The following is a 25,710-nucleotide window of genomic DNA, read 5'->3' on the forward strand; positions in this document are numbered from 1 at the left end:
AACAATGACGAACCGGGACGGAACCGACGGCGAGCGCCACCGAACGGCCGACCGGAACGGCCAGCCCCAGCAGTCGGTAGATGCTGCGGTTGCGGAGACCGAGGAGTTTCCGACGGCGACCGAACCCAAACACGGCACGTCGGAACGAGCGGCGTCACGGGAGACGGCAATCACGGTCGAGGGGTTGACGAAACGCTTCGGTACGGACGCCGACTCGGTGCTGGCGGTCGACGACGTGCGTTTCGAGGTCGAAACCGGGTCGGTCGTCGGTCTGCTCGGCCCCAACGGTGCCGGGAAGACGACGCTCATCAAATCGGTGCTCGGGATGGTCGTTCCCGACGAGGGGTCGGTTCGGATAGCCGGTATCGACGTTGCCGAGCGACCGAAAGCGGCGTACGCGAACGTCGACGCGATGCTGGAGGGGGCACGCAACGACTACTGGCGGCTGACCGTCCGCGAAAACCTTCGATACTTCGCGACGGTGAGCGGCGTCGACCCCGATTCGGTTACCGACCGCCACGACCGCCTGCTCGAACGGCTCGACCTGACCGAGTGGGCCGACACGCCCGTCCGGAAGCTCTCGCGGGGCATGAAACAGAAAGTCTCGCTGGCGAGCGTGCTGGCCGGCGGTGCCGACGTCGTCTTTCTCGACGAACCGACGCTGGGTCTCGATGTCGAGAGTTCCCGAACCCTTCAGGGTGAGCTTCGACGGCTCGCCGAGGAGGAAGGGCTGACCGTCCTCATCAGCAGCCACGACATGGGCGTCATCGAAACGGTCTGTGACCGGGTGCTCGTCATGTCCGAGGGTCGTATCGTCGCCGACGACGCCGTCGACTCGCTGCTCCGCGGTGCCGAAAGCGGGACAGTCGCCATCGAGAGTTCCGATATCGACGGTGACGCGATAGCGGCCATCCGAGAGCGGTTCGACATCACCGACATCGAGGAGTTAGAGCGGGGAGCGCGAATCGAAGTCGTGGCGGCCGGCGACGACCTCTACGCGCTGATGGATGTGCTATCGGCCACTGGCGTGACGCCGGAGCGAATCCGGACGGTCGAACCCGACCTCGAAGACATCTTCGTCGGCCTGACCCGGGAGGAGAACCGATGACCGCAGACGAAGCCTCCGGGCCGCGGAAGGCAGGCTACTACCACCTCGCACGCGCCGTCCTCTACCGGGAATTCCTGCTGTTCGTCCGGTATCCAGCCAACGCCATCGGAGGTATCGTCATCTCGCTTTTCTTCTTCGGCGTCCTGTTCTACGGCGGGCGGATGCTCGCGGGACAGGCGCTCACCGACTCCATCGAAGGTATCATCGTCGGCTACTTCCTGTGGACGCTTTCGGTCGGAGCCTACTCGTCCATATCGAACGACATCGGCAGCGAGGTCCAGTGGGGGACGCTCGAACGCCACGTGATGACTCCGTTCGGATTCGCGCCCGTCGCTTTGCTGAAGGGCGCCGCCAAGGTGGTTCGGACGTTCCTCATCTCGTCGATTATCCTCGCGGCGATGTTGCTGATTACCGGTACCAGACTGGAGTTACACGTCGGTACCATCGTCGTCGTCGCGTCGCTCAGCATCCTCTCGGTGCTGGGGTTGGGCTTTGCGGCCGGTGGCATCACCGTCCTGTACAAACGAGTCGGCAACTGGCTGAACCTGCTTCAGTTCGGCTTCGTCGTGCTGATTTCGGCACCCGCCTTGGAGGTGCCGTGGCTGAAGGTGCTGCCGCTTGCACACGGAAGCGACCTCCTCCAGCGGGCGATGGTCGACGGCGTCCGACTCTGGGAGTTCCCGCCAGCCGACGTGGCGCTGTTGGTGGCGGTCGCTGTCGGGTATCTCGGTCTCGGCTACGCAGTTTTTCAGGCGTCGACGCGACGGGCACGCCGGCTGGGCGTTCTCGGTGACTACTGAGTGTCGTCGGGAGTGGAGTTCCCGAGCAGGGTACAAAGGTAAGTGCCTTTGTCGTGGATAGGGAGTATGGCCGAGGAGGACATCGACGACGTCGACAGAGCGATTCTGTACGCATTACAAGAAGACGCCCGAAATATGTCGTCCGGAGACATCGCAGAGCGGACCGGCACCTCGGACAGTACTGTCCGCAAGCGCATCCAGCGTCTGGAATCCGACGGCGTAATCAAAGGTTACAGCGCCAGCGTCGATTATCAGAAATCGGGCTACCCACTCAGAATGTTGCTCTACTGCACCGCTTCGATACCCGAACGCGGTGACCTCATCCCCGACATTCTGGAAATCGACGGCGTCATATCGGTCCAGGAGTTGGTCACCGGTGAACAGAACCTCCTCGTAACTGCTGTCGGCGAGTCGGACGATGACATCACGCCCGTGGCACAGGAACTCCTCGATATGGGGCTCACCGTTGCCGACGAGGTACTCGTGCGAACCCACCAGACGACGCCCTTCGGCAAGTTCGATTCCAATCGGACGGAAGACGACACCTAAACGAGGGCGCGTTTGATGTCCAGTTCGGTCGCACGCCGGGCGACTGCACGCACCGGGTCAACCGAGCCAGCTAGATTGTCCGAGTCACCGTCGAAGACGACGAGTGCTCCCGGTCGTCCGGGGGCGATGACGCCGCAGTCGAGACCGGCAATCTCGGCACCGGCCGAGGTAGCCATCCGTAACACCTCTCTGGCGGTCACGTCGAACCGTTTCGCAGTGTATGCCATCTCTCGGAGCATCGACGGGGGATTCAACATCACGTTGTCAGTCCCGAGTGCGACGGTCGTGTGGTCGAGTAGTTGCCGTATCGGCGGCTTCCCAACGTCGAGAACGGTGTTCGCGCGCGGACAGACCGCAATCGGAACCGACTGGTCTGCGACGCGTTCCAGATGCTCCCCTTCGGCGTGTACCATGTGGACGAGCAAGTTCGGCTCCAAATCGAGCGCCGGATGGATGTCGGTCGCGTCCGGTTCGCCGGCGTGAATCGCGAAGGGGCGGTCACGTTTCTCGCACGCAGCACGCTGTTCGGTGAAATCGTTGTCGTTCGCACCGGAGGCACCGTAGCCATCGGCAACGTCGAGGACGGATCGGTCGTCACTCCCGAAGATGAACGGGTCGATGTCGAGGGGCGCTGCTGCCTCGCGAAGCGCGCGTGCCCCGTCGGTTCCGAACTCCCGGAAATCGAGACAGGAGACGGTGCCGGTTCGCTGCATGAATCGGAGCGTACGCCGCATCGCCGACACGAGTTCGGAGCGGTCGGCCGCCTTCAGGCGTCGGTGTTTCAGGCTGTTGGGCGGTGCCACGGCCTCGTCGAGCGAGAGCCCGACAGCCGCTTCTTTCGCAACGGAATCCCCCAGATGCGTGTGGGCGTTGACGAACGCCGGACAGATGATGTCGGTCGAGGTCGTTTCTGTCTCCTCGATGTTCGCTATCCGACCGTCCTTGACGACGACACGTCCACGAATCGGTTCGAACGACTCCCCGACGAGGACGGTCCCAGTGAGCTCTTCCATGCCAGCACTCCGAATCTAGTACCGATATGGGTTTCTAAACGAAAGAAGCGAACGTTGCGGTAATAGAAGGCGGTGTAGGCGACCGATATGGGGCATGCGATTTCCCGACAGGCGGTCTCTGGTCGCCCTCGACGGTGTGACGGGACCGACGCCGGTTCTGGCGTGTCTCACCGAGGACACGGCTTCAGGTCGTGAATCTACTTACCTCCGCGATGGGAATTTAGCCGCAAATTCTGCAAAACCATAATGTTCTTTAATTACTGATTTGCGAACAGTTCGTGAATATAGATAGATTTAATAGTCAAACTGTTCTCTCTTGAGCCAGAGACGACCAGAATCTGATTCCGGGCACGTCCCGGATACCGAGAGAGGTCGTACGACGAGCTGAACGATGTCAGGACGCACCTCGAAACCGACGGTCGGAGCACTCCCGGACACGGCGGTGGAATCACCGTTCGTGCCCGTTGCACTAACGTGGCTCGTGTGGTCGCTGTTCGCTGCGAGTATCGCCGTCCTCATCGCCCGAATCCGGCTCGGCGGCGCCTGGGAGATTCCCGGCGTGGTCGCCATCGACGGTCTGACCGTTCTCATGTGGGTGGTGGTCACGTTCTTTAGCGGAATCGTTCACAGTTACTCGCGCCGCTACATGGCTGGTAGCGCCCACGAAACCGGCTTCTTCCTCGCCGTGTTCGGCTTCACGGCTGCCGTGATGGGCCTCGTCGCGGCCGACCACATCGCGCTGTTCTGGCTGCTCTGGCTGGCGATGGGCCTGCTGATGGCGAACCTCATCGGTACCGTCGACGGCTGGACGCAGGCACGGGCCGCCGCGAGCGTCGCCCGCAAGTACTTCCTCGCAAGCAGCGCGCTCCTCGGCGTCGCACTGACAGCGCTGTGGTGGACGACCGACGCGACGACGGCCTCCGGTATCGCCGCGGCCGCCGACAGCCTCGGCGGGCCGGTGTGGCTCGTCGCCGCGGCCGCACTCGTCTTCGCAGCGATGATTCAGTCCGCCCTCGTCCCGTTCCACGGCTGGCTGCTCTCCTCGATGACCGCCCCGACGCCCGCCTCGGCGCTGATGCACGCCGGGTTCGTCAACGCGGGCGGCATCCTGTTGACCCGTTTCGCACCGGTCGTCACCGTCGACACCACACTCATGCTCGGTATCGTGGCCGTCGGCGCGGCGAGTGCCCTGCTCGGAAAACTGCTCAAGGCCGTCCAGCCGGACGTCAAGAGCGAACTGGGCTGCTCGACGGTCGGACAGATGGGCTTTATGATTATGCAGGCTGGTCTCGGCTTCTTCGGCGCCGCCATCACCCACCTCATCCTGCACGGCTTCTACAAGGCGTATCACTTCCTCGGTTCGGGGGGGCAGGTCGAACACGCCAGCCCGACTGAGAGCGAACCCACCGGGATGAACGTCGCAGGCACAGCCGCCGTCCTGATGACCGGACTGGCAGGTGGTGCGTTGTTCGCTCTCCTCACGGGGAAGGGCACGAGCGTCGACAGCGGACTGCTGCTCGTGTTGTTCGTCGTGCTCACGACGCTGCATGCGGCCCGCAGCGCCGTCCAGCACACACCCCTGTCGGCGGCGGCTCGCTACGTCGCGGTCCCGCTGGTGTTCATTCCGGCCATCACCGTCTACGCACTCGTCTACCTGGCTATTTCGAGTGTCCTCTCCGGGCTTCCGCTCGTCTCGGCCCCGACCGAGCTGAGTGCGCTCCACGCGCTCGTCGCCGTCGTCTTCCTCGCGGTCTACGTCGCGATAGAGACCGGCGCCCACGAGCGAAGCCAGCGCCTCTACGTCGCGTTGTTGAACGCCAGCCAACCCGCTTCCAGTACCGTGCTAACCGCCACGGAGGACTACAATGAGTACTGAACACACTACCGAAGACAGCATCGACAAAGCAGCGACCACCGTCGGGTCGGTCTGGCCGATTCACTCCTTCGTGACGGCCAACCCACTCTCGGGCTTCGAGGACATGCCGTTCAGCGAGGCCGTCACCCAGGCTGGGGACCTCCTCGGCGGCCGCGGCTATCCAAGTCCGGAGACGTTCCAGACAGCCCTCGACAACGGGCAAATCGACCCCGAACTCCTCGATTCCGAACTGGCCGAACGCGGCTACGAGCAAGACCCCGAGACCCTACTGGAGCGCATGGAAACCAGCGTCGAGACGGAGCGTCCGAACACCGACGCCGAGCAGGTCGACCACGTGCTGACGAAGTGGCTGTCGGCGTTCCTCGATGAAGGGCAAGCGCAGTGGTCGATGCCGAACCGCGAGGACGGGTTCTACAGCGCCTTCCGGTCGGTGGCCGCATACGACGGCCAGATACCCGACGAGGAGGTCGTCGCCGACCTACCTGAGTCGCCACTCGAAGCCATCGAGACCGTGTTAGAACCGTACCCCGAGAGCCAATGGGTCCCCATCTTCGAGGAGCAGTTCGCCGCACTCCCTGGGTGGAGTGGCTTTATCAAACAACGCGTTGCCGACGACGGGGCGTGGCAGTCCACGTACCCCATCACGCTCGAGGGGTATCTCGCGGCCCGTCTCACGCTGCTGGAGGCCTTCGGCGCCGGTGTCGAGCCGTCGACCGGTCCCGACAGCGCCGACGATGAGGCGGCCGACGAACTCGCCGAAGCGTTCCTGAATGCGTGGGAGGCGAGTTACCGCAGCGAGGTCGTCGAGTCCGTCGCCTCCGAAAGCGAGGCCCTCGCCGACAGCGACCCCTTCGGCCGCCCGGACGCACAACTGGTGTTCTGTATCGATACGCGTTCGGAGATTATCCGCCGCCACATCGAAGACGCTGGCGACTACGAGACCCACGGCTACGCTGGCTTCTTCGGTATCCCGATGGAGTACCAGGGATACGATTCCGAAGTGTCGGTCGATGCCTGTCCCCCTATCCTCGATGCACAGCACCGCATCTCCGAGATTCCAACCGACAGGGACACACAGACGAGTCACGACCGCTGGTCGCGTCTCCGCGAGGCCACAGGCGAGGTAATCGAGACGCTGAAAACGAACCCCGCCACCGCCTTCGGCTTCGTCGAGAGCGCCGGCAGTGGGTACGGACTCGCGCTTGCGGCCCGGACGCTCGTTCCTGGCCGCGTCTACGACTTACTCGAAACCACCGACGATGCGGTGGCCGACGACCACGAGTTCTGTGAGCCAATCGTCCACCACCAGCACACCTACGCCGGTGACCTCCCAGTTGGACTGACTCACGAGGAGAAAGTCGAGTACGCCGCGTCCGCCTTCGAATTGATGGGTTGGGAGGAGTTCAGCCGCCTCGTCGTCTTCACCGGCCACGCCAGCGAGACGGCCAACAACCCCTATGACTCGAGTCTGGACTGTGGCGCCTGTGCCGGCAACCCCGGGGGCCCGAGTGCTCGCGTCCTCGCGACGATTTGTAACGACGCCGAAGTCAAGGCGGCGCTGCGCGAACGCGGCTTCGACATTCCCGACGACACCGTCTTCCTCGCCGGCGAACACAACACGACGACCGACGAAGTGGAACTGTTCGCCGACGGCGTGCCCGAAAGCCACGCGGACGACCTCGAGCAGTTGCGTGCAGACCTCGAAACTGCCCGCGAGAACGCGACCGCCGAGCGCGCCGAGTCGATGGGGGGCGACGACTCGAAGGGTGTCAGTGAGACGGAGCGCCGTGCCGCCGACTGGGCCGAAACGCGTCCCGAGTGGGGACTGGCCGGCAACGCCGGATTCGTCATCGGTCCCCGCGGTCTGACGAACGACCTTGACCTCGATGGCCGCGCCTTCCTCCACTCCTACGATTGGTCGACCGACCCCGACGGTGACGCACTCGAAGCGATTCTCACCGGCCCGATGGTCGTCACCCAGTGGATTAACACCCAGTACTACTTCTCGACGGTCGACAATTCGGCGTACGGCGGTGGGTCGAAGGTGACTCACAACCCAGTCGGAAACGTCGGCGTCTACCAGGGCAACGGCGGCGATTTGATGACCGGTCTTCCGCTCCAATCGGTGATGGCCGCCGACGACAAACCGTATCACCAGCCGCTTCGCCTCTCGACGGTCATCCACGCGCCGGTCGAGCGCGTCACCGGCGTCTTGGCCGCCCACGAGGAGTTGACCGAACTGCTTGACAACGACTGGCTCTCACTGACGGTCGTCGACCCGACGCAGAATCACCGCGCCTTCCACTACGAGGAGGATTTGGAGTGGACACCGGTGTCCGAACAGCCCGAAGCCCACCCGGAGATGCCGAACGCGCCCGCCGTCGCGGACGACTAACGGTGGCCTCGGGACGAAACTGGGCCGAACGGAACGGCACCGGGACTCGGTCGCTATCGGTGTCTGATTGCGCTGGTCGGAACAAGATGTCCCTTGCGAGAGGCGTCTCGTTGAGAACTGCTGTGGGCTTTATTGTGTTGCCAGTGAAACCACTGGTATGGCGCTCGATATAGAGGTCCCGGAACCACCAGACCTGTCCAACCGAGGAATGCCGCGTGAGTTCGAGTGGCAAGAAGAGACGCTCGGGTCGGAGGACTTCTACCGTGAGGACATCGAAGATTTGCTCCAAGTGGGTGCATGGAAGGAGGGGTTCAACGAGTGGGCCGAGTACACGAACCTCGATGAAGAACACGTTCGAATTATCAGCGACCTCGGCCTGTTCCAAACGTTCGACTTCTACTGGGACCCAACCGAAGACCGCCTTCGGTTCGACGCCCCAACGATTTCGGACGACTGGCGGAAGCAAGACGCGACTGAGTCCCTCGATTCGAGCACGGTCTCGATGATTAACGGTGAGTTAACGGACCTCGGCCGAGCGGTACTGGAGATACTGGAGGACTACATCGAACGGAACGACGAAGCGTCCGACTATGGGTGGGGTGAGGAAACGTACGGCAAACGCGAGGAGTGATTCCAGTCACTCCACCTCATCAGTAGCATCTAGCCGCTTGCGGCGACGTCTATACTCCTCTTCATCGATTTCTCCTCGCTCATAGCGGTTCTGGAGGACTTCTCTCGCCGAATCGTGGGTTTTCGAGCGAGTGCTGCTTCGGTTTCCAAGCCAGTAGAGTGCGCCGCCGAGAACACCCAGCACTCCGAGCGCCCCGCCGACGAAGGGAATACTCCAGATTCCGCCTCCAGTGCGGCCGTTCATCATCCCGTGGTCGCCCCCCCACCAGGTGTCTCGATTCGATACCCCTCGTTTGCTGATACGTTGAGAGCCCTGACTGCTCAGACGGTCGTTTTGGGCGCGACCGGCGTGTCAATCGCGATGGTAGCACCTGAAATCACGGTATCCCCAGAGTGGGTTTCGATTCGCATTCAGTGGTCGTGGCTTGTCACCTGTGGGCTTTGACCGGCAAACGCCGTCGGATTCTCCTCGAACCGTCGCTTGCAGGCACTAGAGCAGAAGTAGTACGTCGTTCCCTCGTGAGACGCGCTCGGCCCATCATCGTCGGTCCGCATTCCACAGACGGGGTCGCGGTACTGGCCGGGCGCACCGAGGCCACGGCGGTACACGTACAGGAGAAACCCGGAGAGTCCGAAGGCGATGAGGTTGAGGTAGAACGTGTAGTTGAGTTCGAAGTACGTCTGTTCGGTCGCCGTCTCCCCACCGGCCAAATCGGGAACGATACCGAGTGCGTCGAACAGCAACTCCATGAGAAAGCCGGTGAACGCCATCGTCACGAAGAAGACGCCGAGGATGTACAGCATGATTTTCCAGCCGTAGTACTTCCGGTAGACGTTCAACACGGGAATCGTGATGAGGTCGGCATAGACGAACGCGATGACGCCGGCGAAGCTAATTCCACCACCCCACAGCGCAACGGCGAAGGGGACGTTGCCCATACTGCCGACGAAACTGATGACGGCGATGGCGACACCCATAATCGCGTTCTCGGCGGTCACGAGCAGGCCGTCGCCCTGAATGAACAGGGTGTTCCAGACCCACTGGGGAACGAAGACGATGACGAACCCGGAGATGAGAAAGCCCGCGATGACGTCCTTCCAAATCATCGACCACTCCTTGCGATACTGGTTTGCGACCTTGTACCAGCCACCCCACGACAGCAGTTCGTCGCGCCACCCGCCGCTGCTCGATGTCTCCTGGAGATAGGTCTCCATACAGCCTTCCGAGCAGAACTGCAGCGTTTCACCCCCGTCAGTCGTGAGCGTGTACTCCTTTTTGCCTTCCATCCCGCAGGTTGGGTCCTCGGTAACACCAGCCTCACGGTCGCGTTCGTTGAGTGTCTGTCTGACCTCACCGAAGAGGTTCTCGGGGAGCGTAAGGTGGACGATGACGGCCATGACGGCGATGAGAATGAGGCCGCCGAGCAGTTCGGCGAGGAGGAACTCCCAGCCCAGCAGAATCAGAATCATCAACCCGAGTTCGACGATGAGGTTCGTCGACGCGAACATGAACGCCAGAAAGTTCACCGCGTGAGCACCTTTCTTGAACAGACCCTTCCCGATAGCGACGGCACCGAAACTACACCCACTGCTTGCCGCCCCGAATGCGGTTGCCTTGGTGAGGCCGCCCAGGTCGCCATCACCGAGAACCTTCGCCATTCGCTCCTTGGAGACGTAAACCTGGACGAGACTCGTAACCGTGAGGCCCATGATGATTGCCCACGCCGCCGTCCAGAGAAATCCGACCCCGATGCGGAGGGCTTCGCGGACTCCATCGAGTACCGTCGCCTGCATAGATGTATCATCGTAGGGGTCATCTAATTCAGTTGCCCCTAGGAGACCGCGGCTCAGAGAGCACCTCCACCACGGATTTGCGGACTGAAAGGCCCGGATTTCAAAGAATTCCAAAGCGACCTCACAGGAAACGTCGCTCAGCCGCTACGTATCAGTATTTTGTTAATTGAGGCTACCGTCTTTCACCGTTCCGTGGCTCGCCGATTCTCTGTCCGTATTCAACTGCTCTCTGCGGTCGTGTTCTCAGCAGCGAGTTCTCGGGCCGTCTCGACCCAGTCGTGTTCCGGGAATGGGGCTGGGCCGACGTTGTACGTGTACTGGTAGCTCGTTCCGTCATCCTCGATTGTGATGTCGAAAGCGTAGATGACTCCGTCATCGAGGCCGAGCCGAAGTGTTCCATTGCTGGCCGGGGAGGCATTCGATGCGTTCGCTCGCGTGCCGGTTACCTGATACGTGATGACGGGCACGCCGTGGTGGGTTGTCGTGTTGACGGCTTCCCACGTGTACCGTTCAAGCATGTTGGTGTGCCGGCCGATGTTCGTGGGTGCGAGGTTGCCGTACTGTGGGTCATAGCGGTAGTACGCGTCGGTGTCGTTGTCGTAGACGAACGAATCGTCCGATTCGAACTCCTCTCGTTGATGCGAATTCGGGATGCTCTCGGCGGGTTGGAGGAACGCGTAGATACTCCCGTTTCGGTAGACCTCAGCGTCGTACCATCGCTCGGCAAGTATTTCTCCCGTCTCGGCGTTGATGTAGTACTCACCCTCGACGATTGGCCGTTCGGCCGGTGCGTCGTACTCGATTGCGTAGGAATCCCAGTGTTCACGCGGCGTGTGTGAAACGTTCGAATCAGTGGCATCGAGCGCCGTGAAGTTGATATGGTCCGCTCCTGTGCCTGCGGGATACTCTTGATCGGGACCCAGCGGGCTGGACCCGGCCGGGCCAATCGTGGCGAGTGCAACGCCGATAGCTACGATAGCTACGACCGCAACGAGTCCGCCGAACAAGTACCGTCGTTCCATACAACGGCTACATTCGCTTTTGGTTAAGTACTGAGGAAGGCTCAAACCAGTGTTTGTGTGTCAATTCGAATCACACTCAGGAAGCGAAGGGGTTCCGGTTGCCGAACGAATCCATCGTGCAGTCGTGCCGCCACCGACTGTCGAGGAGGACGCCTACTTCGAACCGTCTCAGATTTCGAACTCGAATCGTGCCCCACCGTCAGTACCCTCCGTGACGGACACGCTCCAGCCGTGTGCCTTCGCGATATCGGCTACAATCGAGAGGCCGAAGCCGGTTCCGCCCTCCGTCGACGTGACGCCGTGGTCGAAGACCTTCGTTCGGTTCTCCGGTGGAATCCCCTTGCCGTCGTCTTCGACGTAGAAGCCATCGCCGCCATCGAGTTTCCCGACGGTGATGGTGACGTCGGAACCGCCGTGTTCGACTGCATTCCGAAAGAGGTTCTCGAAGAGTTGTGTCAGACGCCCCCCATCAGCAGTCACGGTCTGGATCTCATCGGCAACGGTCAGCGTTGCCTCAGCGGTATCGACGTACCCCCACGCCTCCGTCGTTACTGTTCTGAGGTCGACCTCTCCCGTGTCCGTAACTATCGATTCGCCGCGTGCAAGCGTCAGGAGGTCGCGGATGAGTCGCTCCATGCGGTCGTGTGCCGACTCGATTCGCTCCAGATGGTCGTGGTCGCCCGTTTCCTCGACGATTTCGAGAAATCCCTTGGCGACCGAAAGCGGGTTCCGGAGGTCGTGGGCGACGACACTGGCGAACTCATCGAGCCGTTCGTTCTGCCGCTGGAGTTCCGCTTCCCGACTCGAGCGGGCGAATGCCGCCTCGACGGTCGCACCGAGTATCTGGAACAAATCGATATCCGTATCCGAGAATTGCTGTTCGTGGGACGCACCGACTCCGATGAGTCCGAACTCACCCAAGGGGACGAACAGACCACGTTGGAGGTCCACGTCGGACTCCGAAAGCGCCGTCTTACTCCGAATATCGTCGTATACACGCATTTCGGAGGCCTCGAAGGCGTCCCATGCAAGACTCTCTCCGGGCTGTAGCCGCGGCAATTCCCCGAGTATCTCACCTGTACGCTCACTGGCAGTCAGTGGGACGAGAGCCTCGCTTTGGCCGGAATATTCCCAGATACCAGTGAGTTCGAATCCGAGAATCTCGACAGCTGCCTTGACAGCGATATCGCCGACTTCTTCGTTCGACTGTGCGCCGCTGAGTCGCTGGGCGGTCCCCTGAAGCGAGCGGAGTTTCGTCTCCAGTTGTTTCTGGTCGGTAATGTCCTCTAAGACCGCGAGTATGCTCGTTATTTCTCCATTCGCGTCGGTAATCGGGGCGACCGACAGGAGCAAGTCCAGTTCAGTTCCGTCTTTCCTTTTCCGTTTTATCTCTTGGCTACGAATCCGTTCGCCGTTCAGGGCTCGCTCTCGATGTGATGTGAACTCGTCCTGTTTGTCTTCGGGTACTATCGGATTGAACTCGCCAAGGACTTCCGCCCGCGACCAACCGAACATTTTCTCGGCCTCATCGTTCCATCGGGTGACGTTGCCGTCAGTGTCGATTTCCATCACGGTGAGGGGTGTGGCTTCGATGAGGGATTCCAACCGCTGGTTCGTCGTCTCGAGGTCGTGTTCTCGATTGACCTGTTCGGTCACGTTCCGAGCGATGCCGACGATTCGGACGGTTTCGCCGTCAACGATGACTGGCGCGAGACTCGTCTCCCAGAACCGTGCATCCGCAGCGATATCTAACTCCTCGCGATAGGAAATCGGCCCGCCCTGCTCGACGCAGCGACGGTAATTCACTTCGATTTTCCCACCCCGTTCCGCACCGAATACCTCTCGCGGTGTCTGCCCCAGGACCTCCTCAGTCGTGAGTCCCGTCTGTGTTTCGTATCCGGGACTGAGTCGGGCGAACTCGAATCGGGGGTCATCACCCGTTGTATCGACATCGAGTAAGAATATCGCATCCCCAGAGGTCTCAAGCAGTGCCTCGTATTCCTCCGCGAGTTCTTGATATTCCCGTTCTTGGGCTGTTCGCTCCGTCACATCTTGAAATACGCCTCGAAGAACGGGCGTATCGTGTCGTCGGCTGTCGACACGCTCGCCCCACGCCCGCACGTTACGAGTTTCACCGTCGGCTCGAATCAATCGGAGGTCGAGGTCGTAGGGCTCCCCGTCCTCGATTACTTGGTTGACTGCTGCGGTAATCGTTCCGCGGTCGTCAGGATGATAAAACTCGATAGCATCCTCCAGAGAGGGTTCGTAGTCGTCACCGACGCCGTGAATCCGACGGACACCATCGGACCACTCGAGGTCGCCCGTCGACGAGAAGTACTCCCAGACGCCGATGTCTGCGATATCCTGTGCATGTTCGAAGAGGAAATCGCGCCGTTCGAGTTTCGCTCGGTCCACACTTCGTGTTACCTCGGCACTCACGAGTTCCGATAGCAGTTCGACAAACGTTCGCTCGAACGCCCCGAAGGAGTCCGAGCGGGTGGTCGGACTGGAGAAGTTGACCGTCCCGTAGCGGTCGTCGTTTACGACGAGCGGCACGCCGATGTACGATTCCAGCTCGAATTCAAGGTAGGCCGGATGGGCCTGTTTCCCGTCGGCGACGGCGTCGGTGAACGAACAGACCGTATCGCTTTCTATGACCTCCTCACAGTATGTCGATTCGAGGTCGAACGTGTCTCCGGTTTCGATATCGGAATCCGGCGCGTGAACCGCACGAACCGTGTAGTCGCCGTCGTGGATGTGTGAGACGATTCCGATTTCCAGCCCCAGAGTCCGACAGCCGACTTCCAGCAGTTCCCGAAGGCGAGTATCGGTGGAGACGCTGCTTTCGGCCATGATGCCCTGGAGTTCCCGGAGTGCATCGCGCTCTCGTTGTAATTGTCGTTTGATGTCGCTTTGTTCCGTGACATCCCGGGCGACGACGAGCACTTGTCGACTTCTGCCGCTCCGAAACGGCGTAAAGCGCACGTCGAACGTCCGCTCTCCACGACCAGTTTCGATGTCGAGTTGCAGGTCCGAATCGTACGGCTCGGTTACGCCCCCATCACTCTCCACCTCATCAAGCGTCGATTCGACTGCGTTCCGGAATCGCTCTGCGTTGGGGGCAGTAACGCGGTCACCCACGACCGCTTCGAGGGGTTGTCCTTCGAGTTGCGTCGACTGACCACCACCGACGAGCCGTCGGGAGGCCGCATTCGTAAACTGGACGATACCCGCTTCGTCGACGACGAACACGATATCGTGGATGTTCTGCAGAATCGTTTCACTGCGTTGTAGCTGTATGTCTTGCTGACGCTCGGCTGTAATTTCCCGTGAAAAGACGGTCAGACCGTTATCGTCGGGGAACACCCGTATCTCGACCCAGTAATCGAGCGGGGGGCCGAGACGCTGCTCGAACGACGCCGGTTCACCGGTCTCCATTGCGGTTCGATATCTGTCTTCGAGTTCGGTACCGACAATCGAGGGGAATTCCTCCCAGAGGATGCCTCCGACGACGGCATCGCGGTCGCAGCCGACACGTTCGGCCATTTTTTCGTTTAGGTACTCGATGCGCCACTCCTCGTCGACGGCGTAAATCGCGTCAGTCGCGCGTTCGAGCGTCCGCTGGAAGCGGTCGGACATCCGCTCGGCGAACGCTTCTTTGCGGGCCGCCGCAACGAGGGTCCGAATGCGGCGTGCGAGTAACTCGAAGTTGTCCTGTCTCGCGTCGACAGGGATGTAATCGGAGACGTCCGCCTGCATCGCTTCACTCGCGATCCGTTCGCTCCCACGACCGGTAAATAGGATAGTCGGAAGGTCGTACTGTTCGGCTCGGATTCGTTTCAAGAAATCGATGCCGGTACCCTCGGGCAGCGAATAGGCGGTCACCACACAGTCGATTGGAGACGTCGAAAGCTGTTCGAAGGCCGCTTCCGGAGTTTCGACGGTCGTAACTTCGAGCACCGACGAGGCGTTCAGAAGCTTCGTCTCTGCCAATTCGGCAAAATCGGTGTCGTCGTTCACATACAGAACGTGAATAGCCTCGGAATCCCCGTCATCTGCATGACCCATTACCATAACTAGGCGGTGCGGTCTTATCAATCGTTTGTCCCAGCGCGTGTTCGTGGTGGAATCGGTGGGGCCGACGTCACAGCGATGGGAACGGAGTCAGTCGGAGTCGAACCCCGAGCGCTGCATCTCGCCCCACGACGTGTCCCCGCGCAGGTATTCATAGAGACCGCGCCACGCGATTAGCGTCTTCCACTGTCGGAAGCCGAAGTTTTCGAGGATGCCATACCCCAACAGACGGAGGACCTGCTTCGGGCGGTCGTACCGCCTGAAACTCCAGACTTCGCTGAGAATCCCGAACCAGGACAGAAACACGCCGAATCCGACCGTCAGCCCGAAATACAGGAGGACGAACGACGCGTCGGCGGCCCCGATGAGGAACGCCAGCGGAACGAGTACGTATCCGAACCCCTCGACGAGCGGTCCAAGCACCTCAGCGAGCAGGAAGGCCGGGTACCCGAACACGCCGGGCGACCCGTATCGTCGCCTGCCAATCATCTTCCGATGGCGAGCCATCGTATCGAGGAGGCCCCGATACCAGCGGCGTCGCTGTCGGCTGAACGTGGCGGGTGATTCCGGTACCTCCGTCCAGACGACGGGTTCGGGGACGAATTCCACGTTGTACGCTCTGTCCTGTTCCCGGAGGTATCGGTGTAGCCGAAGCGTCAACTCGAAGTCCTCGGTTATGCTTTCGGTCTCGTAGCCTCCGACTTCCCGGACGAGGTCGGTCCGAAAGACGCCGAATGCGCCCGATATCAACATCAGGGCGTTCAGCCGGTCGAGACCCAATCGACCCGAGTAGAAGGCCCGCAAGTACTCCATCGTCTGGAGACCGGCGAGACGATTATCGGGGAGGTTCACCGACTTGATTGTGCCGTTCTCAATCGTACATCCGTTTGCGACGCGGATGGTCCCACCGGTCGCGACGGTCTCCTCCGGTCGTTCCAAAAACGGTTCGACCGCCTGCAAAAGCCCATCCCTGTCGATAATCGAATCGGCGTCGATTGTACAGAAAAGCGGCTGCTCGGCCAGCCAGATACCGGCGTTGACCGCGTCAGCACGCCCCCCGTTTTCCTTATCGACGACCCGAAGTCCGGGCGCGTCTTCGGAGCGATACACCGCTTCAATCGGTTCGCTCGGGATTTCGAACGGGACGTCCGCGTCTATCGGGTGGAGGTCGAACGCCGAACGAAGCCGAGAGAGCGTCTCGTCATCCGACCCGTCGTTGACGACCACGATTTCGAGTTCGGGATAGTTGAGATTCAACAGTGACTGAACGCTTTCGACGATGACTGCTTCCTCGTTGTATGCGGGAACGACGACGGTCACCCCCGGGAAGAACGGGGAAGAAAACCGCTGATACATCGTTCCTGCGGCTTGCCGTTTCAGGTCCGAACGGAGTTCGAACAGGGCGGCGATGTGGACGGTCAGATACATCCCGTTGACCAACAGGTAATACCCCAGAACGAACCACCCGATGACGAGCAACGCCTCGGCGATGGACGTCATTGTTCCGTCTCGCTTCGTGTCGGTTCAGTCGAGGCGAGAACCCAGTCTCGCGCTGCCGAACTCGCAGGGGTGAGTTCGCTCTCGGGGATGGACGTCGCCCGCTCGCCGAGGGCGGAAATCGCATCGATTGCGGCCCGCGTGTTCGATTCCGACCGGAGGGCGTTTCGGAGCGCGTTCACCGACGCCTCGTCATCCCAACTTCCGAGCATCTGATACACCGCCTGTCGGACAGGTGGGGAGTCGTCCGTTCGTACTTGCTCGATTTCGATAGCGGAGCGAACGCCGTCGTGCCAGCCGTACCCGACGAGTGCGTTCGCTGCCGCCACCCGGACGTTCGGTGACTCACTCACGAAGAGAAAGCCAATCCAATCGAGAGGCGTATCCGGACTCGCCGGGCCAGCGGTACCGATTACCCGCAGGACCTGAATGAGTCGCGACTCGGACCACTCGTGGTAGGACTCCTTGGTGCGTGTGAACAACAGGTCTGGTGAGAGTTTGTTGAGTTGATACAGTGTGTCCATGCCCAGTACCGACAGTGGCCCCGTACCGCGCAGTAATAGCTCGGTCCCCTCTTCGGTCGCGTTCGCGCGGTCCTGCTCGTAAAGCACCCGAGCGGCCGCCGCTCTCGTTTCCGGATGGCCCCCACACGTCGCTTCGAGCGTCTCGATGGTGACATCGATATCGAGGCGAGCAATCCAGTGAAGTGCCCGGCGGCGTTCGAGGTGGTCTCCCTCGTGGAGTTTCCGTCGGGCTTTCTCGCCGATTCCGAGCGCGTAGCCGAGTTGCTGGAGCGACTCCCGGTCGCCGCCACGTATTCGGTGTAGATATTCCTCTAACAGGTCTTCTGCGACACGTCGCTCAGTCCCACTCAGGCCGCCGACCCACGCTTCCCACTCGGGGTCCGTCGCCTCCATTCGGCTGAGAAGTGCCTGCCGGACCTGTGGCCGTACGTCCGCAAGTCGGTTATCCCGTCGCGCCGACAGAACCGACCGGGCGACGGTCGATGTGCCGACGACGGCCAGTAGACCCGTTATGAAAGCGCCGATGAGAGATAGTGTCTCGAAGGAAACCGCCGAGGCGTTACTCATCCAAGCACTCGCTGAATTCGGGCGACAAGTTCGTTCCCCGAGAACGGTTTCGTCATGTAGTCGGTCGCTCCGGCGTCGAGTGCGCGAACGATGTCGTCTTCTCTCCCGCGTGACGTGAGCATGATGACTTCGACATCGTCGAAGCGTTCGTCATCTCGCATCCGGTCGAGAATGCGATACCCGCTCAGTCCGGGCATCATAACGTCGAGTACCATCAAATCAGGAAGGTCGTCCGCGTTCTCGTCAAGATAGCGCCAACACTCCTCCCCGTCGGCGACGGCCGTAACGTCGTACCCGTTTTGTAATTTGAATCTGAGGAGTTCTCGCATTTCCTCGTCATCATCAGCGATCAAGATAGAATACATACGTTCAATCGAGGGCTACCGATTGTAGTGGGTCTGTTATATTAGGTGTTCGGAACTTTGGCGACGAACACCGCATCCAGCAGTTGGTACATGGGTTGCCGCGTGCGATTCGTTCGTCGACATTCCATGAGGCCATCCAGAGTCCGGCTGGCCATCGTCGCCCGTTCGAATCGGCTCAGGAATACGTTTCCTCCGGGAGGCAAAAGGAGAATACCTTTCAACGGATAGGATAGGGTATGGTGTTTACGACCGAAGCAATCCACCCTCGACATGGGTTTTACGCGTTAGGGTGGCTCTGTTTCGGGTTCGGAATCGGCCACGGCCTGCTCGAAGCCAACGGATTGGAATCGGTCCTTGAAATGCTCATAATCGTCGGAGTGTCCACAATCGTGTTCCATACAGGCTACGGACTTCACGAGCGACCGATTTCACAAGCCGGCCAGTGGCGAGCGTTACTGGAGGGTGTGGTCATAGCCGGGTCGTTTACACTCCTCGCGGTTGCCGTCTGGGTGACGTGGTCGCTGGACGGAATCAATACCGAACTGAGCTTTCTCCTTGCGTTTGCGGCCTCACTCGGTGCAGCAGTCGGTACTCGGGGGAGTCTCTATGCGGTCCAATCGAACGAGCAACTGGCCGAGACGGACGACCTCACCAAACTGCTCCGAATCAATCAGCGAGTCCTCCGACACAATCTTCGGAACGAACTCTCAGTCGCGCTTGGACACCTCGAAAACATCGAGAACGCTGCCGAAACGGACGACTTCGCCCACGACATCGACCTGATTCGCGACCACCTCGAGGCGCTTCTCGAAACCACCACTCGGACTCGGAAGATCGTTGCCATCTGGGACGACACCGATTCGACCACACTTGAACTGACATCGATAATCGAGAGTCAGATACAGCAGGTTCGAGAGGACCACCCAACGGGAACGCTCTCCTCGAGGCTGCCGGCGGAGTGTCGGGTGACCGCCCACTCGGCACTCCCACTCGCGATTCGTGAGGCACTGACGAACGCAATCGAACACAACTCGGCCGATGTTTCGGTTACCGTGACGGTTGAGTGTCACGACGAGTCGGTCCACCTCACAATCGCAGACACGGGGACTGGAATCCCGGAAACCGACCGAGAGGCGATAACTCTTCCCGAAGAGACGCCGCTCACCCACACCCGTGGACTCGGACTGTGGATTCTCTATTGGACAGTCCGAATGTCTGATGGCACGGTCGCCTTCGAGAACAACGAGCCAAGCGGGACCGTCGTTCGCATTACGCTCCCGACCGCATCGTCGTAATCCTCAGGTCGAATCCAGTTGATACGTCGACCGCCACCGGCGGCAATCACCGCCACGGCCAAGTCCCACCACCAGAACGTCGTGTACAGCGGTATCGTCGCGGTCGACGAGTCCGTGTACGTCCCCCTCGACCGGTTTGAGTATCCCGTCGCAGCAGTTTGCCGTCGGGCTGGCAGAAGGACTCGGAACGCCCGTCACGCTCGAAGGGACGGCTGCGGCCGATGACCGCGCGAGTATCTGCTCACCTATCGGTGGGGCGAAGCCATCACCGATGACTGAAGCACCGAATCCTATCGCGGTGAACAGTTATTTCCCGGATAGGGCTCGTGTCTGCATATGGTCGAAGAGCAGGCCGTCTCGCTTTTCGTCAATCTCGCTGCGACCGGAATCACTGCGGGGTCTGGGGTGGCGTCACGGAAGGCACGGGACGTGATTCGGCAACGGGTCCATCGAGAGGACCTCGAACATGTGGCAACCGAGTTCAGCAAATCACTGCGGCAGTCGATTGCCGACGTGGATGCACGGACGGAGACGAACGAACTCACAGAAGTCTCCGACAACTGGGAGGCCGTCATCGCCGAACTCGCGGGGCTGCCGGGGGACACCAGCCAGCCGGTCGAAAAGCAACGAGAGCGAGACCAACTCGAAGTTCTGTTCCGGTCCGATAACGGGACGGACGCAGTACAGGAAATCGTCGAGGCAATCGCGACGGCGAAAGGCTTCGATATCGCAAACACTCCACAACTGCGGGAGGCACTGACCGACGCCGTCGCCGAGGCGTACCGTGAGGCGCTGGTCGACTTCCAGCACCGCATCGCTGGAACTGACCTCGCTGACGTGTTCCAACAAGAGTTAGGACTGCATCTCTCGGACCAACTGGAGGGCGCCCAGCAACGACTGACGACACTAACCGAAATCGGCGAGCAGTTGCTCACACAGGACGCTCGCAACGAGGGGTTCCGCCAGCTGTCACCCGCGTACTTCCAGCGGGCACCGGTCACCCCCGAGTTGTCTTGGCGGACGACGTTCAGTCTCGCAGATGTCGCGGCAGATATCCCGGCACAGCGGACAGGTATCGAAGCGGACACTGCCAGTAGCGAACTGTTGGATTCGCTCGAAACAGGGACGAACCGACTGGTCATCGGTCGGGCCGGCAGCGGGAAAAGCACGCTCTGCAAGCAGGTCGCAATCGAGTGGTATCGCGATGACGAGACCGGGCCGGTGTTCTACCGTGACACAGACCGCGCGGGGAGGCGATTCGAGAGTCGCGACGCCCTTCGACGGGCTATCGAGCAGGGACAGGGTCACGCCCTCGTTGTCGTTGAAGATGTCGTGCGTTCGGACGCGAGAGCCGTACTGCGGGTGGTGGAGGAATACGAAGACGACCCGGATGTGAGCTTCCTTTTGGACGCTCGCGTCTCGGAACTGGACGATGAGATGGGGGCACGTGCCTACGACGAATCCATGACACGCCGGACGCGTGCGATTATCGACGACGTGACGTCATACACCCTGCCGGTGGTTTCAAAAGCAGACGTACAGCGGGTCGTCGATGCGTTCGAGGACGCCACCGGACGAACGGTCTCACAGTCGGTCACTGACCTATACGAGACGGTCCGCAGCGAGGATGTCGAAGGCTTCGGCGCGTTCATGCTCCTGGCATTTCACTTGCCACTGGGCATCGATTCGATAGAGAACGACGGCCGGGCAGCGACCGGCTTGGAGGGACACGTTCGGTCGCGGTACGAAACTATCGAACGGCCGGCCGATGAGCAGTCTCTCCGGGACCTCACACAGTTCAATCCCAACCTACTGGCAGACGTAGCCGTGATGGTGAACCTGTTGAACGCCAGTGGAATCGGCATCCATCCCGAGTTGGTCCACGCACTCGGGTACGAGTACGGACACGATATCGACACCCACGATGAGATTGCCGCGATTCGCGAGGCGCTGACGGGGTGGTTCCTCTATCCGGTCGAGACGGGGGAGCAAACACGCGCAACCCATCCCCTGTGGTCGACGCTGTATCTGCGTGTGCTGGCCCAAGACCATGCTGACCAGCAGGCCGACAGCCGACGGCGGAGTCGCTCTGAGCCACGGACCGGTCGGTGTCTGGAGGCCCTGTTTCGGCTCTTCGATGAACTCAACCACCGCGAATCGACGGCGCGGGAGTTTCCGCAGTCATCGGTGGTGGCGGAGATTGAAACCCACTCGACCGAGACGGCCGACGACTACGTCAGGTCGGTGATGGACCTCAGCCGTGAATGGCCGATTTTGGGTCCACTCGTTGGAACATCGGCGACGGCTCGCTATGCGTTGCCGGAGTGTTGTCCGGACAGCACCCGACAACAGACCCGCCTCAGTCGGGCGTGGGCACACCTCCAGAACGGCTCGATAGATAGCGCAAAATCGGAGTACGAGGCGGTCCTAGAGCAGTCACAGAACCTCACCGAAAGAGCCAAGGTTTCCGCTCTTGCGGGACTCGGAACCATCGCCCACCAACGGGGCGACCCGGAGAAGGCAAAAGAGATTCACGAGGAGCGTCTCGATATTTGCCAATCGGCCGGGTACCCCGTCGGTGAAGCCGGTGCTTTGGACAGCCTCGGGAACATCTCACTCGTGCTCGGAGAGTATCAGACAGCCGAAAAGCACTACCAACAAAGCCTCGAACTGGTCCAGGACATCGGATTCTCCCTCGGGGAGGCACAGAGCCTCAACAATCTGGGCGCACTCGCACAGGAGATGCGCGAGTACCGGAGGGCCCGAGAATACCACCAGCAAAGTCTCGACATCTATCGTGAGTCTGGGTCCCGTCGAATGCAGGCCCGCGTCATCACCGCACTCGGAAGCGTTGCCCACTCTCTCGGAGAGTTTGAGTCGGCCCGAGAGTACCACCAGCAAAGCCTCGCCATCTGTCGTGACATCGGTGACCGCTTGGGTGAAGCGAAAAGTATCGAAGGGCTCGGAACAGTGAGTGAACAGGCCGGGGACCGCCAGCAAGCCAAGCAATACTACGAACGAAGTCTCGAACTATTCGATGCGATTGATGACCCTCGCGGGAAAGCCTCTAGTCTCACAAACCTCGGCGATATCGCCAAGGAGCGCGAGAACATCGAGCAAGCCGAAGCGTACTACCGGGAGAGTCTGTCTCTCTGTCGTGAATCCGGTGACCGCCGAGGTGAGGCGGGAACCCTCAACAGCCTCGGTATTATCGCGCGATCACGCGGGGACCTCGAGGCAGCAAATGAGTACTATCACGAGAGTCTCGAAATCGTCCGTGACATCAATAAGCGCGGAGACGAGGCGATGGTACTCACCAATCTCGGAAATCTCGCGCAAGAACGCGGGAATCTTGAAGAAGCTACGTCCTACCACGAACAGCGACTCGACATCTACCGCGATCTCGACGACAGCCGAGAGGTAGCGGCGAGTCTTAGCAATCTGGGCGATATTGCACACAGTCGTGGGGAGTTCGAAACAGCCACTGAGTACTACCAGCAGAGCCTCGATATTCTCCGTGACCTCGAGGACCGCAAGGCCGAAGGGGCACTCCTTGAGCGTCTCGGTGAGATTGCCGGAGACGGTGGCCAGTTTGTGCGTGCCAGACGCTACTACCAAGAGAGTCTCGAAATTTTCCAGGACATCGGTACCCCAGCCGATACGGTATCCATTCGAGTCCCCCTCGGGACCCTCGCGCTTCTCTTGGGCGAGTACCACCAAGCGAGAACACATACCGAACAGAGTCTTGAAATCGCGAGAGATCTCGACCACGCTCCTGTAGAGAGTCTCTGCCTCAATCTTCTCGGGGAAGTCGCCCACCAACTGGGCGACTACGAGGCGGCGACCGAATATCTCAACCGGAGTCTGGACATCGCTCGAGAGATCGGACACAGCCAGGGAGAAGCCAGAGTGCTCAAAACGCTTGGAGAGGTGGCTCGGAGCCAACAGGAGTACGAGGACGCCACGGAGCACTACATACAGAGTCTCAACAGCTTTCGAGACCTCGACGATAAACGGAACCAAGCCGAGGTGCTGAGGGATTTGGGAACGGCGCTGCTACTGTGGGGTCGTCTCACCGACGCCCGGACTCGCTTCGAGGAGAGCCTCGATATCGACGTGGAAGTCGAGAATCCTCGGCAAGAGGCTCTGTATCGGGGTACATTCGCGGCTATCGATATCGCTGAAGGAGAGACTGAGACCGCACGAAACAAACGGGATGAAGCGCTTTCGTCGCTTCGCGAGATGGACCTCCTCCCTGATGAACTCCGAGTGCTCCGTCTCCACGTCCAAATCGAACGCGAGTATGGCGACGATGAGGTCGCCAGAACGCTCTACCAGCGGGCTCGTGGTCGAATCGAAGATTCGAGCCTGCCATTGGACCACCACCGCGAACGACTCGACGATGTCTCTCCACAGTGAATATCTTGATTTTCTATATCGACGGCTCCCAACACCAGACGTTTATAATCGGTCGTCGTCTGTCGATTTGGATATGGTGTCTCGCTGCCGCAATCTACAGGAGAGTGTTTGGCGTCTCGATTTGATTGTTAGAGGGCCGCTTGAATGCGAGTCCAAGAGATAGCGAATATTCGGGTGTCACTGTGTCGGGAGCCTAGTGAGTTTTCACAGACGATAACAGCCACTGTGCGGATGTTCGGGCCGATCATGAAACTTGAGGCTCTGTCGAAATTCTCATCTGAAACAGCCGGTCGCTGACGCCTGCGGACCGACAGATAATCAATCACAGTTCATCCACTCGCGGAGAGTTGTTGTTCAACAGACATTCGATTTCTCTGTTCAGGAACAATTATTTTGGTGACTCGGCTACGGAAGACTATGGACTGGGAGAAGGGAGCAGACGTGTGTGTTGCTGTCGGGATGCTACCCTTCGTAGTCTGGATGGCACTTACAAGCCGTTCCATCGCCGCAGTTGGCTGTCTCCTATTTACTTTGGCTGCCGTCTTCCGACTTCGCTCGCCACGGGTGCGGCGGTGGACAGACGAAAACCAGTGGCAATTTCTGGTAATCATGCTCCCGGCGCTCCTGCTTACCGTGTTCGGAGCAATGCCGACCAGATAATCAATACAGCGCCTGCGTTAACTGGTAACTCCGTCTCCCATACCGAGCGATCGAGAGTGCGCGGAAACTATCGGTGACGGTGGTTTCTACGGGCCAAAATTGCGGGTTGGGCGGGGGCCGTACTGGGACCGCTCGGTAGGTGTGAAGCACTAGTCGTAGTAGCTGAGTCGCTCGGTAACCTCTGCGAAGGCGACGTTCTCTCGGACATCGGTGATTTCGATGGTGACGCGCTCGCCGGGGTCAGTGTCGGGGACGATTACGACATACCCCCGCTCGACGCGTGCGATGCCATCGCCCTGGTCGCCGAGGTGCTCGATTTCGACGTTGCGTGTCTCTCCCTCTGTTACCGGTGGGGTCGGCGCAGCACGGTCGGGCGTCGAGTCCGTTGTGGTGTCGGTGTCCGCCGTCGAGGAGGGCGCCGAAAAGATGGCGACGCGGTACGTTTCGTGTTCCTGTAGCGTCCCGAGTTCGACGTCTCGTTTGGGAATCTCAATTCGATAGGTGTCGTCGGTGGCGTCGATTTGGGTGGAAAACAGACTCCGTAGTTGGTCTGGAAGCTCCATGTGAGATGTTACTTTTCGTGGTTTGAGACGGCTGGTTCTTTGTTTCACCGATTCAGCCTTCTCTCCGAGCTGTTCAGTCCCAAAACCCCACGCGTACCCCTTGATGAGATTCTTGTTCCACCATCCACGCATTTGCTCAAACATTCCGACGCTGCTCTGATTTCTAGAAATATCGGTGGACAGCGCCGCGACTATACTGCTTCATCGCTCGCAGCAGGGGCCGGGCGGACACCCGCCGAAGTGATGTGTCCATTATGATTCCGTCCAGTTCGGTTCTGCGTCATCAGCGACCGACCGGCAGTACCGTCTGAGGAACGTTTTGCGGTCGGTTCGACCGGCGTCGGCTGCGACCAGCGTCGTCTCAAGGCCATCGCGGTTCTGGTGACAGCACTCGCGGTGGCAGGGCTTACAGAGGTACTCGAACTCCTTGCCGTCGCGATTCCAGCGGTCGCCGTGTTTGTCGTACTCGCGGGCGTCCTCACGGGCAAGCGTCTCACCACAGGCGATACAAGTCACCTGCCGGTCGGCATCACCGACCCACAGTGTCGAGGAAGTCATG

General features: G+C 60.3%; 18 protein-coding genes. 8 read left to right on the top strand and 10 right to left on the bottom strand.

Going from position 1 to position 25,710, the window contains the following annotated elements; genetic code table 11:
* Window positions 1-4 precede the first annotated feature (4 nt).
* The 3 genes from NMP98_RS06870 to NMP98_RS06880 all read left to right on the top strand — a co-directional run bounded on the left by NMP98_RS06870 (window position 5) and on the right by NMP98_RS06880 (window position 2,457).
* The gene (locus NMP98_RS06870) at window positions 5-1,108 is read left to right on the top strand and encodes an ABC transporter ATP-binding protein (RefSeq protein ID WP_254860787.1); all 1,104 of its coding nucleotides are present in this window, start codon (window positions 5-7) and stop codon (window positions 1,106-1,108) included.
* The gene (locus NMP98_RS06875; protein ID WP_254860788.1) at window positions 1,105-1,908 is read left to right on the top strand and encodes an ABC transporter permease; all 804 of its coding nucleotides are present in this window, start codon (window positions 1,105-1,107) and stop codon (window positions 1,906-1,908) included. The genes NMP98_RS06870 and NMP98_RS06875 overlap by 4 nt, the downstream gene beginning before the upstream one ends.
* A gap of 66 nt (window positions 1,909-1,974) precedes the next feature.
* Window positions 1,975-2,457: an Lrp/AsnC family transcriptional regulator gene (locus NMP98_RS06880; RefSeq protein ID WP_254860789.1), complete on the top strand. Its 483-nt coding sequence runs from the start codon at window positions 1,975-1,977 to the stop codon at window positions 2,455-2,457.
* On the opposite strand, the gene NMP98_RS06885 is transcribed toward NMP98_RS06880, so the two are convergent.
* The gene (locus NMP98_RS06885) at window positions 2,454-3,470 is read right to left on the bottom strand and encodes an amidohydrolase family protein (protein ID WP_254860790.1); all 1,017 of its coding nucleotides are present in this window, start codon (window positions 3,468-3,470) and stop codon (window positions 2,454-2,456) included. The two genes, NMP98_RS06880 and NMP98_RS06885, sit on opposite strands and share 4 nt — an antisense overlap.
* 391 nt (window positions 3,471-3,861) lie before the next feature.
* Here NMP98_RS06885 and NMP98_RS06890 point away from each other — a divergent pair, with 391 nt between their 5' ends.
* From NMP98_RS06890 to NMP98_RS06900, 3 genes are all read left to right on the top strand, one after another.
* On the top strand, window positions 3,862-5,346 hold the full coding sequence (locus NMP98_RS06890; RefSeq protein ID WP_254860791.1) for a proton-conducting transporter transmembrane domain-containing protein: 1,485 nt from the start codon (window positions 3,862-3,864) through the stop codon (window positions 5,344-5,346).
* Window positions 5,336-7,741, top strand: a complete 2,406-nt coding sequence (locus NMP98_RS06895; RefSeq protein WP_254860792.1) for a DUF2309 domain-containing protein — start codon at window positions 5,336-5,338, stop codon at window positions 7,739-7,741. The genes NMP98_RS06890 and NMP98_RS06895 overlap by 11 nt, the downstream gene beginning before the upstream one ends.
* Before the next feature lie 157 nt (window positions 7,742-7,898).
* Entirely contained in the window at window positions 7,899-8,372 is a 474-nt protein-coding gene (locus NMP98_RS06900) for a DUF7992 family protein (RefSeq protein ID WP_254860793.1), read from the top strand.
* A 6-nt stretch (window positions 8,373-8,378) separates the two neighbouring features.
* On the opposite strand, the gene NMP98_RS06905 is transcribed toward NMP98_RS06900, so the two are convergent.
* The 7 genes from NMP98_RS06905 to NMP98_RS06935 form a co-directional block, all read right to left on the bottom strand.
* Window positions 8,379-8,615, bottom strand: a complete 237-nt coding sequence (locus tag NMP98_RS06905) for an SHOCT domain-containing protein (protein ID WP_254860794.1) — start codon at window positions 8,613-8,615, stop codon at window positions 8,379-8,381.
* Between the two features lie 167 nt (window positions 8,616-8,782).
* Window positions 8,783-10,165 carry a permease gene (locus NMP98_RS06910; protein WP_254860795.1) on the bottom strand — a complete coding sequence of 461 codons (1,383 nt, stop codon included), beginning with the start codon at window positions 10,163-10,165 and terminating at the stop codon, window positions 8,783-8,785.
* A 218-nt stretch (window positions 10,166-10,383) separates the two neighbouring features.
* Entirely contained in the window at window positions 10,384-11,187 is an 804-nt protein-coding gene (locus tag NMP98_RS06915; RefSeq protein ID WP_254860796.1) for a hypothetical protein, read from the bottom strand.
* A 168-nt stretch (window positions 11,188-11,355) separates the two neighbouring features.
* Entirely contained in the window at window positions 11,356-15,255 is a 3,900-nt protein-coding gene (locus NMP98_RS06920; protein ID WP_254860797.1) for a PAS domain-containing protein, read from the bottom strand.
* Between the two features lie 96 nt (window positions 15,256-15,351).
* Complete coding sequence (locus NMP98_RS06925) at window positions 15,352-16,761, bottom strand: glycosyltransferase family 2 protein (RefSeq protein ID WP_254860798.1); 1,410 nt, start codon at window positions 16,759-16,761, stop codon at window positions 15,352-15,354.
* Complete coding sequence (locus NMP98_RS06930) at window positions 16,758-17,849, bottom strand: HEAT repeat domain-containing protein (protein WP_254860799.1); 1,092 nt, start codon at window positions 17,847-17,849, stop codon at window positions 16,758-16,760. Before NMP98_RS06930 ends, NMP98_RS06925 begins: the two co-directional genes overlap by 4 nt.
* Window positions 17,846-18,214 (bottom strand): response regulator transcription factor, encoded by a 369-nt coding sequence (locus NMP98_RS06935; protein WP_254860800.1) that lies wholly within the window; start codon window positions 18,212-18,214, stop codon window positions 17,846-17,848. Before NMP98_RS06935 ends, NMP98_RS06930 begins: the two co-directional genes overlap by 4 nt.
* A 236-nt stretch (window positions 18,215-18,450) precedes the next feature.
* Here NMP98_RS06935 and NMP98_RS06940 point away from each other — a divergent pair, with 236 nt between their 5' ends.
* A complete protein-coding gene (locus tag NMP98_RS06940; RefSeq protein ID WP_254860801.1) occupies window positions 18,451-19,509 on the top strand; it encodes a sensor histidine kinase in 1,059 nt (352 codons plus the stop codon).
* A gap of 336 nt (window positions 19,510-19,845) precedes the next feature.
* Window positions 19,846-23,928, top strand: a complete 4,083-nt coding sequence (locus NMP98_RS06945) for a tetratricopeptide repeat protein (RefSeq protein ID WP_254860802.1) — start codon at window positions 19,846-19,848, stop codon at window positions 23,926-23,928.
* Between the two features lie 809 nt (window positions 23,929-24,737).
* Here the strand turns inward: NMP98_RS06945 and NMP98_RS06950 are convergent.
* Entirely contained in the window at window positions 24,738-25,151 is a 414-nt protein-coding gene (locus tag NMP98_RS06950; protein ID WP_254860803.1) for a TRAM domain-containing protein, read from the bottom strand.
* A 252-nt stretch (window positions 25,152-25,403) separates the two neighbouring features.
* Window positions 25,404-25,709 (bottom strand): DUF7562 family protein, encoded by a 306-nt coding sequence (locus NMP98_RS06955; RefSeq protein ID WP_254860804.1) that lies wholly within the window; start codon window positions 25,707-25,709, stop codon window positions 25,404-25,406.
* Window position 25,710 lies beyond the last annotated feature (1 nt).

This window comes from Natronomonas gomsonensis (assembly GCF_024300825.1).
GTDB classification, from domain to species: domain Archaea; phylum Halobacteriota; class Halobacteria; order Halobacteriales; family Haloarculaceae; genus Natronomonas; species Natronomonas gomsonensis.

Excerpts from the sequence above, each read along its gene's own strand:
- NMP98_RS06940 (WP_254860801.1), top strand. The coding sequence starts at position 18,451 with ATGGTGTTTACGACCGAAGCAATCCACCCTCGACATGGGTTTTACGCG.
- NMP98_RS06880 (WP_254860789.1), top strand. The coding sequence starts at position 1,975 with ATGGCCGAGGAGGACATCGACGACGTCGACAGAGCGATTCTGTACGCA.
- NMP98_RS06875 (WP_254860788.1), top strand. The coding sequence starts at position 1,105 with ATGACCGCAGACGAAGCCTCCGGGCCGCGGAAGGCAGGCTACTACCAC.
- NMP98_RS06935 (WP_254860800.1), bottom strand. The coding sequence starts at position 18,214 with ATGTATTCTATCTTGATCGCTGATGATGACGAGGAAATGCGAGAACTC.
- NMP98_RS06885 (WP_254860790.1), bottom strand. The coding sequence starts at position 3,470 with ATGGAAGAGCTCACTGGGACCGTCCTCGTCGGGGAGTCGTTCGAACCG.
- NMP98_RS06895 (WP_254860792.1), top strand. The coding sequence starts at position 5,336 with ATGAGTACTGAACACACTACCGAAGACAGCATCGACAAAGCAGCGACC.
- NMP98_RS06890 (WP_254860791.1), top strand. The coding sequence starts at position 3,862 with ATGTCAGGACGCACCTCGAAACCGACGGTCGGAGCACTCCCGGACACG.
- NMP98_RS06910 (WP_254860795.1), bottom strand. The coding sequence starts at position 10,165 with ATGCAGGCGACGGTACTCGATGGAGTCCGCGAAGCCCTCCGCATCGGG.
- NMP98_RS06955 (WP_254860804.1), bottom strand. The coding sequence starts at position 25,709 with ATGACTTCCTCGACACTGTGGGTCGGTGATGCCGACCGGCAGGTGACT.
- NMP98_RS06930 (WP_254860799.1), bottom strand. The coding sequence starts at position 17,849 with ATGAGTAACGCCTCGGCGGTTTCCTTCGAGACACTATCTCTCATCGGC.
- NMP98_RS06945 (WP_254860802.1), top strand. The coding sequence starts at position 19,846 with ATGGTCGAAGAGCAGGCCGTCTCGCTTTTCGTCAATCTCGCTGCGACC.
- NMP98_RS06915 (WP_254860796.1), bottom strand. The coding sequence starts at position 11,187 with ATGGAACGACGGTACTTGTTCGGCGGACTCGTTGCGGTCGTAGCTATC.
- NMP98_RS06905 (WP_254860794.1), bottom strand. The coding sequence starts at position 8,615 with ATGAACGGCCGCACTGGAGGCGGAATCTGGAGTATTCCCTTCGTCGGC.
- NMP98_RS06870 (WP_254860787.1), top strand. The coding sequence starts at position 5 with ATGACGAACCGGGACGGAACCGACGGCGAGCGCCACCGAACGGCCGAC.
- NMP98_RS06925 (WP_254860798.1), bottom strand. The coding sequence starts at position 16,761 with ATGACGTCCATCGCCGAGGCGTTGCTCGTCATCGGGTGGTTCGTTCTG.
- NMP98_RS06950 (WP_254860803.1), bottom strand. The coding sequence starts at position 25,151 with ATGGAGCTTCCAGACCAACTACGGAGTCTGTTTTCCACCCAAATCGAC.
- NMP98_RS06900 (WP_254860793.1), top strand. The coding sequence starts at position 7,899 with ATGGCGCTCGATATAGAGGTCCCGGAACCACCAGACCTGTCCAACCGA.
- NMP98_RS06920 (WP_254860797.1), bottom strand. The coding sequence starts at position 15,255 with ATGGGTCATGCAGATGACGGGGATTCCGAGGCTATTCACGTTCTGTAT.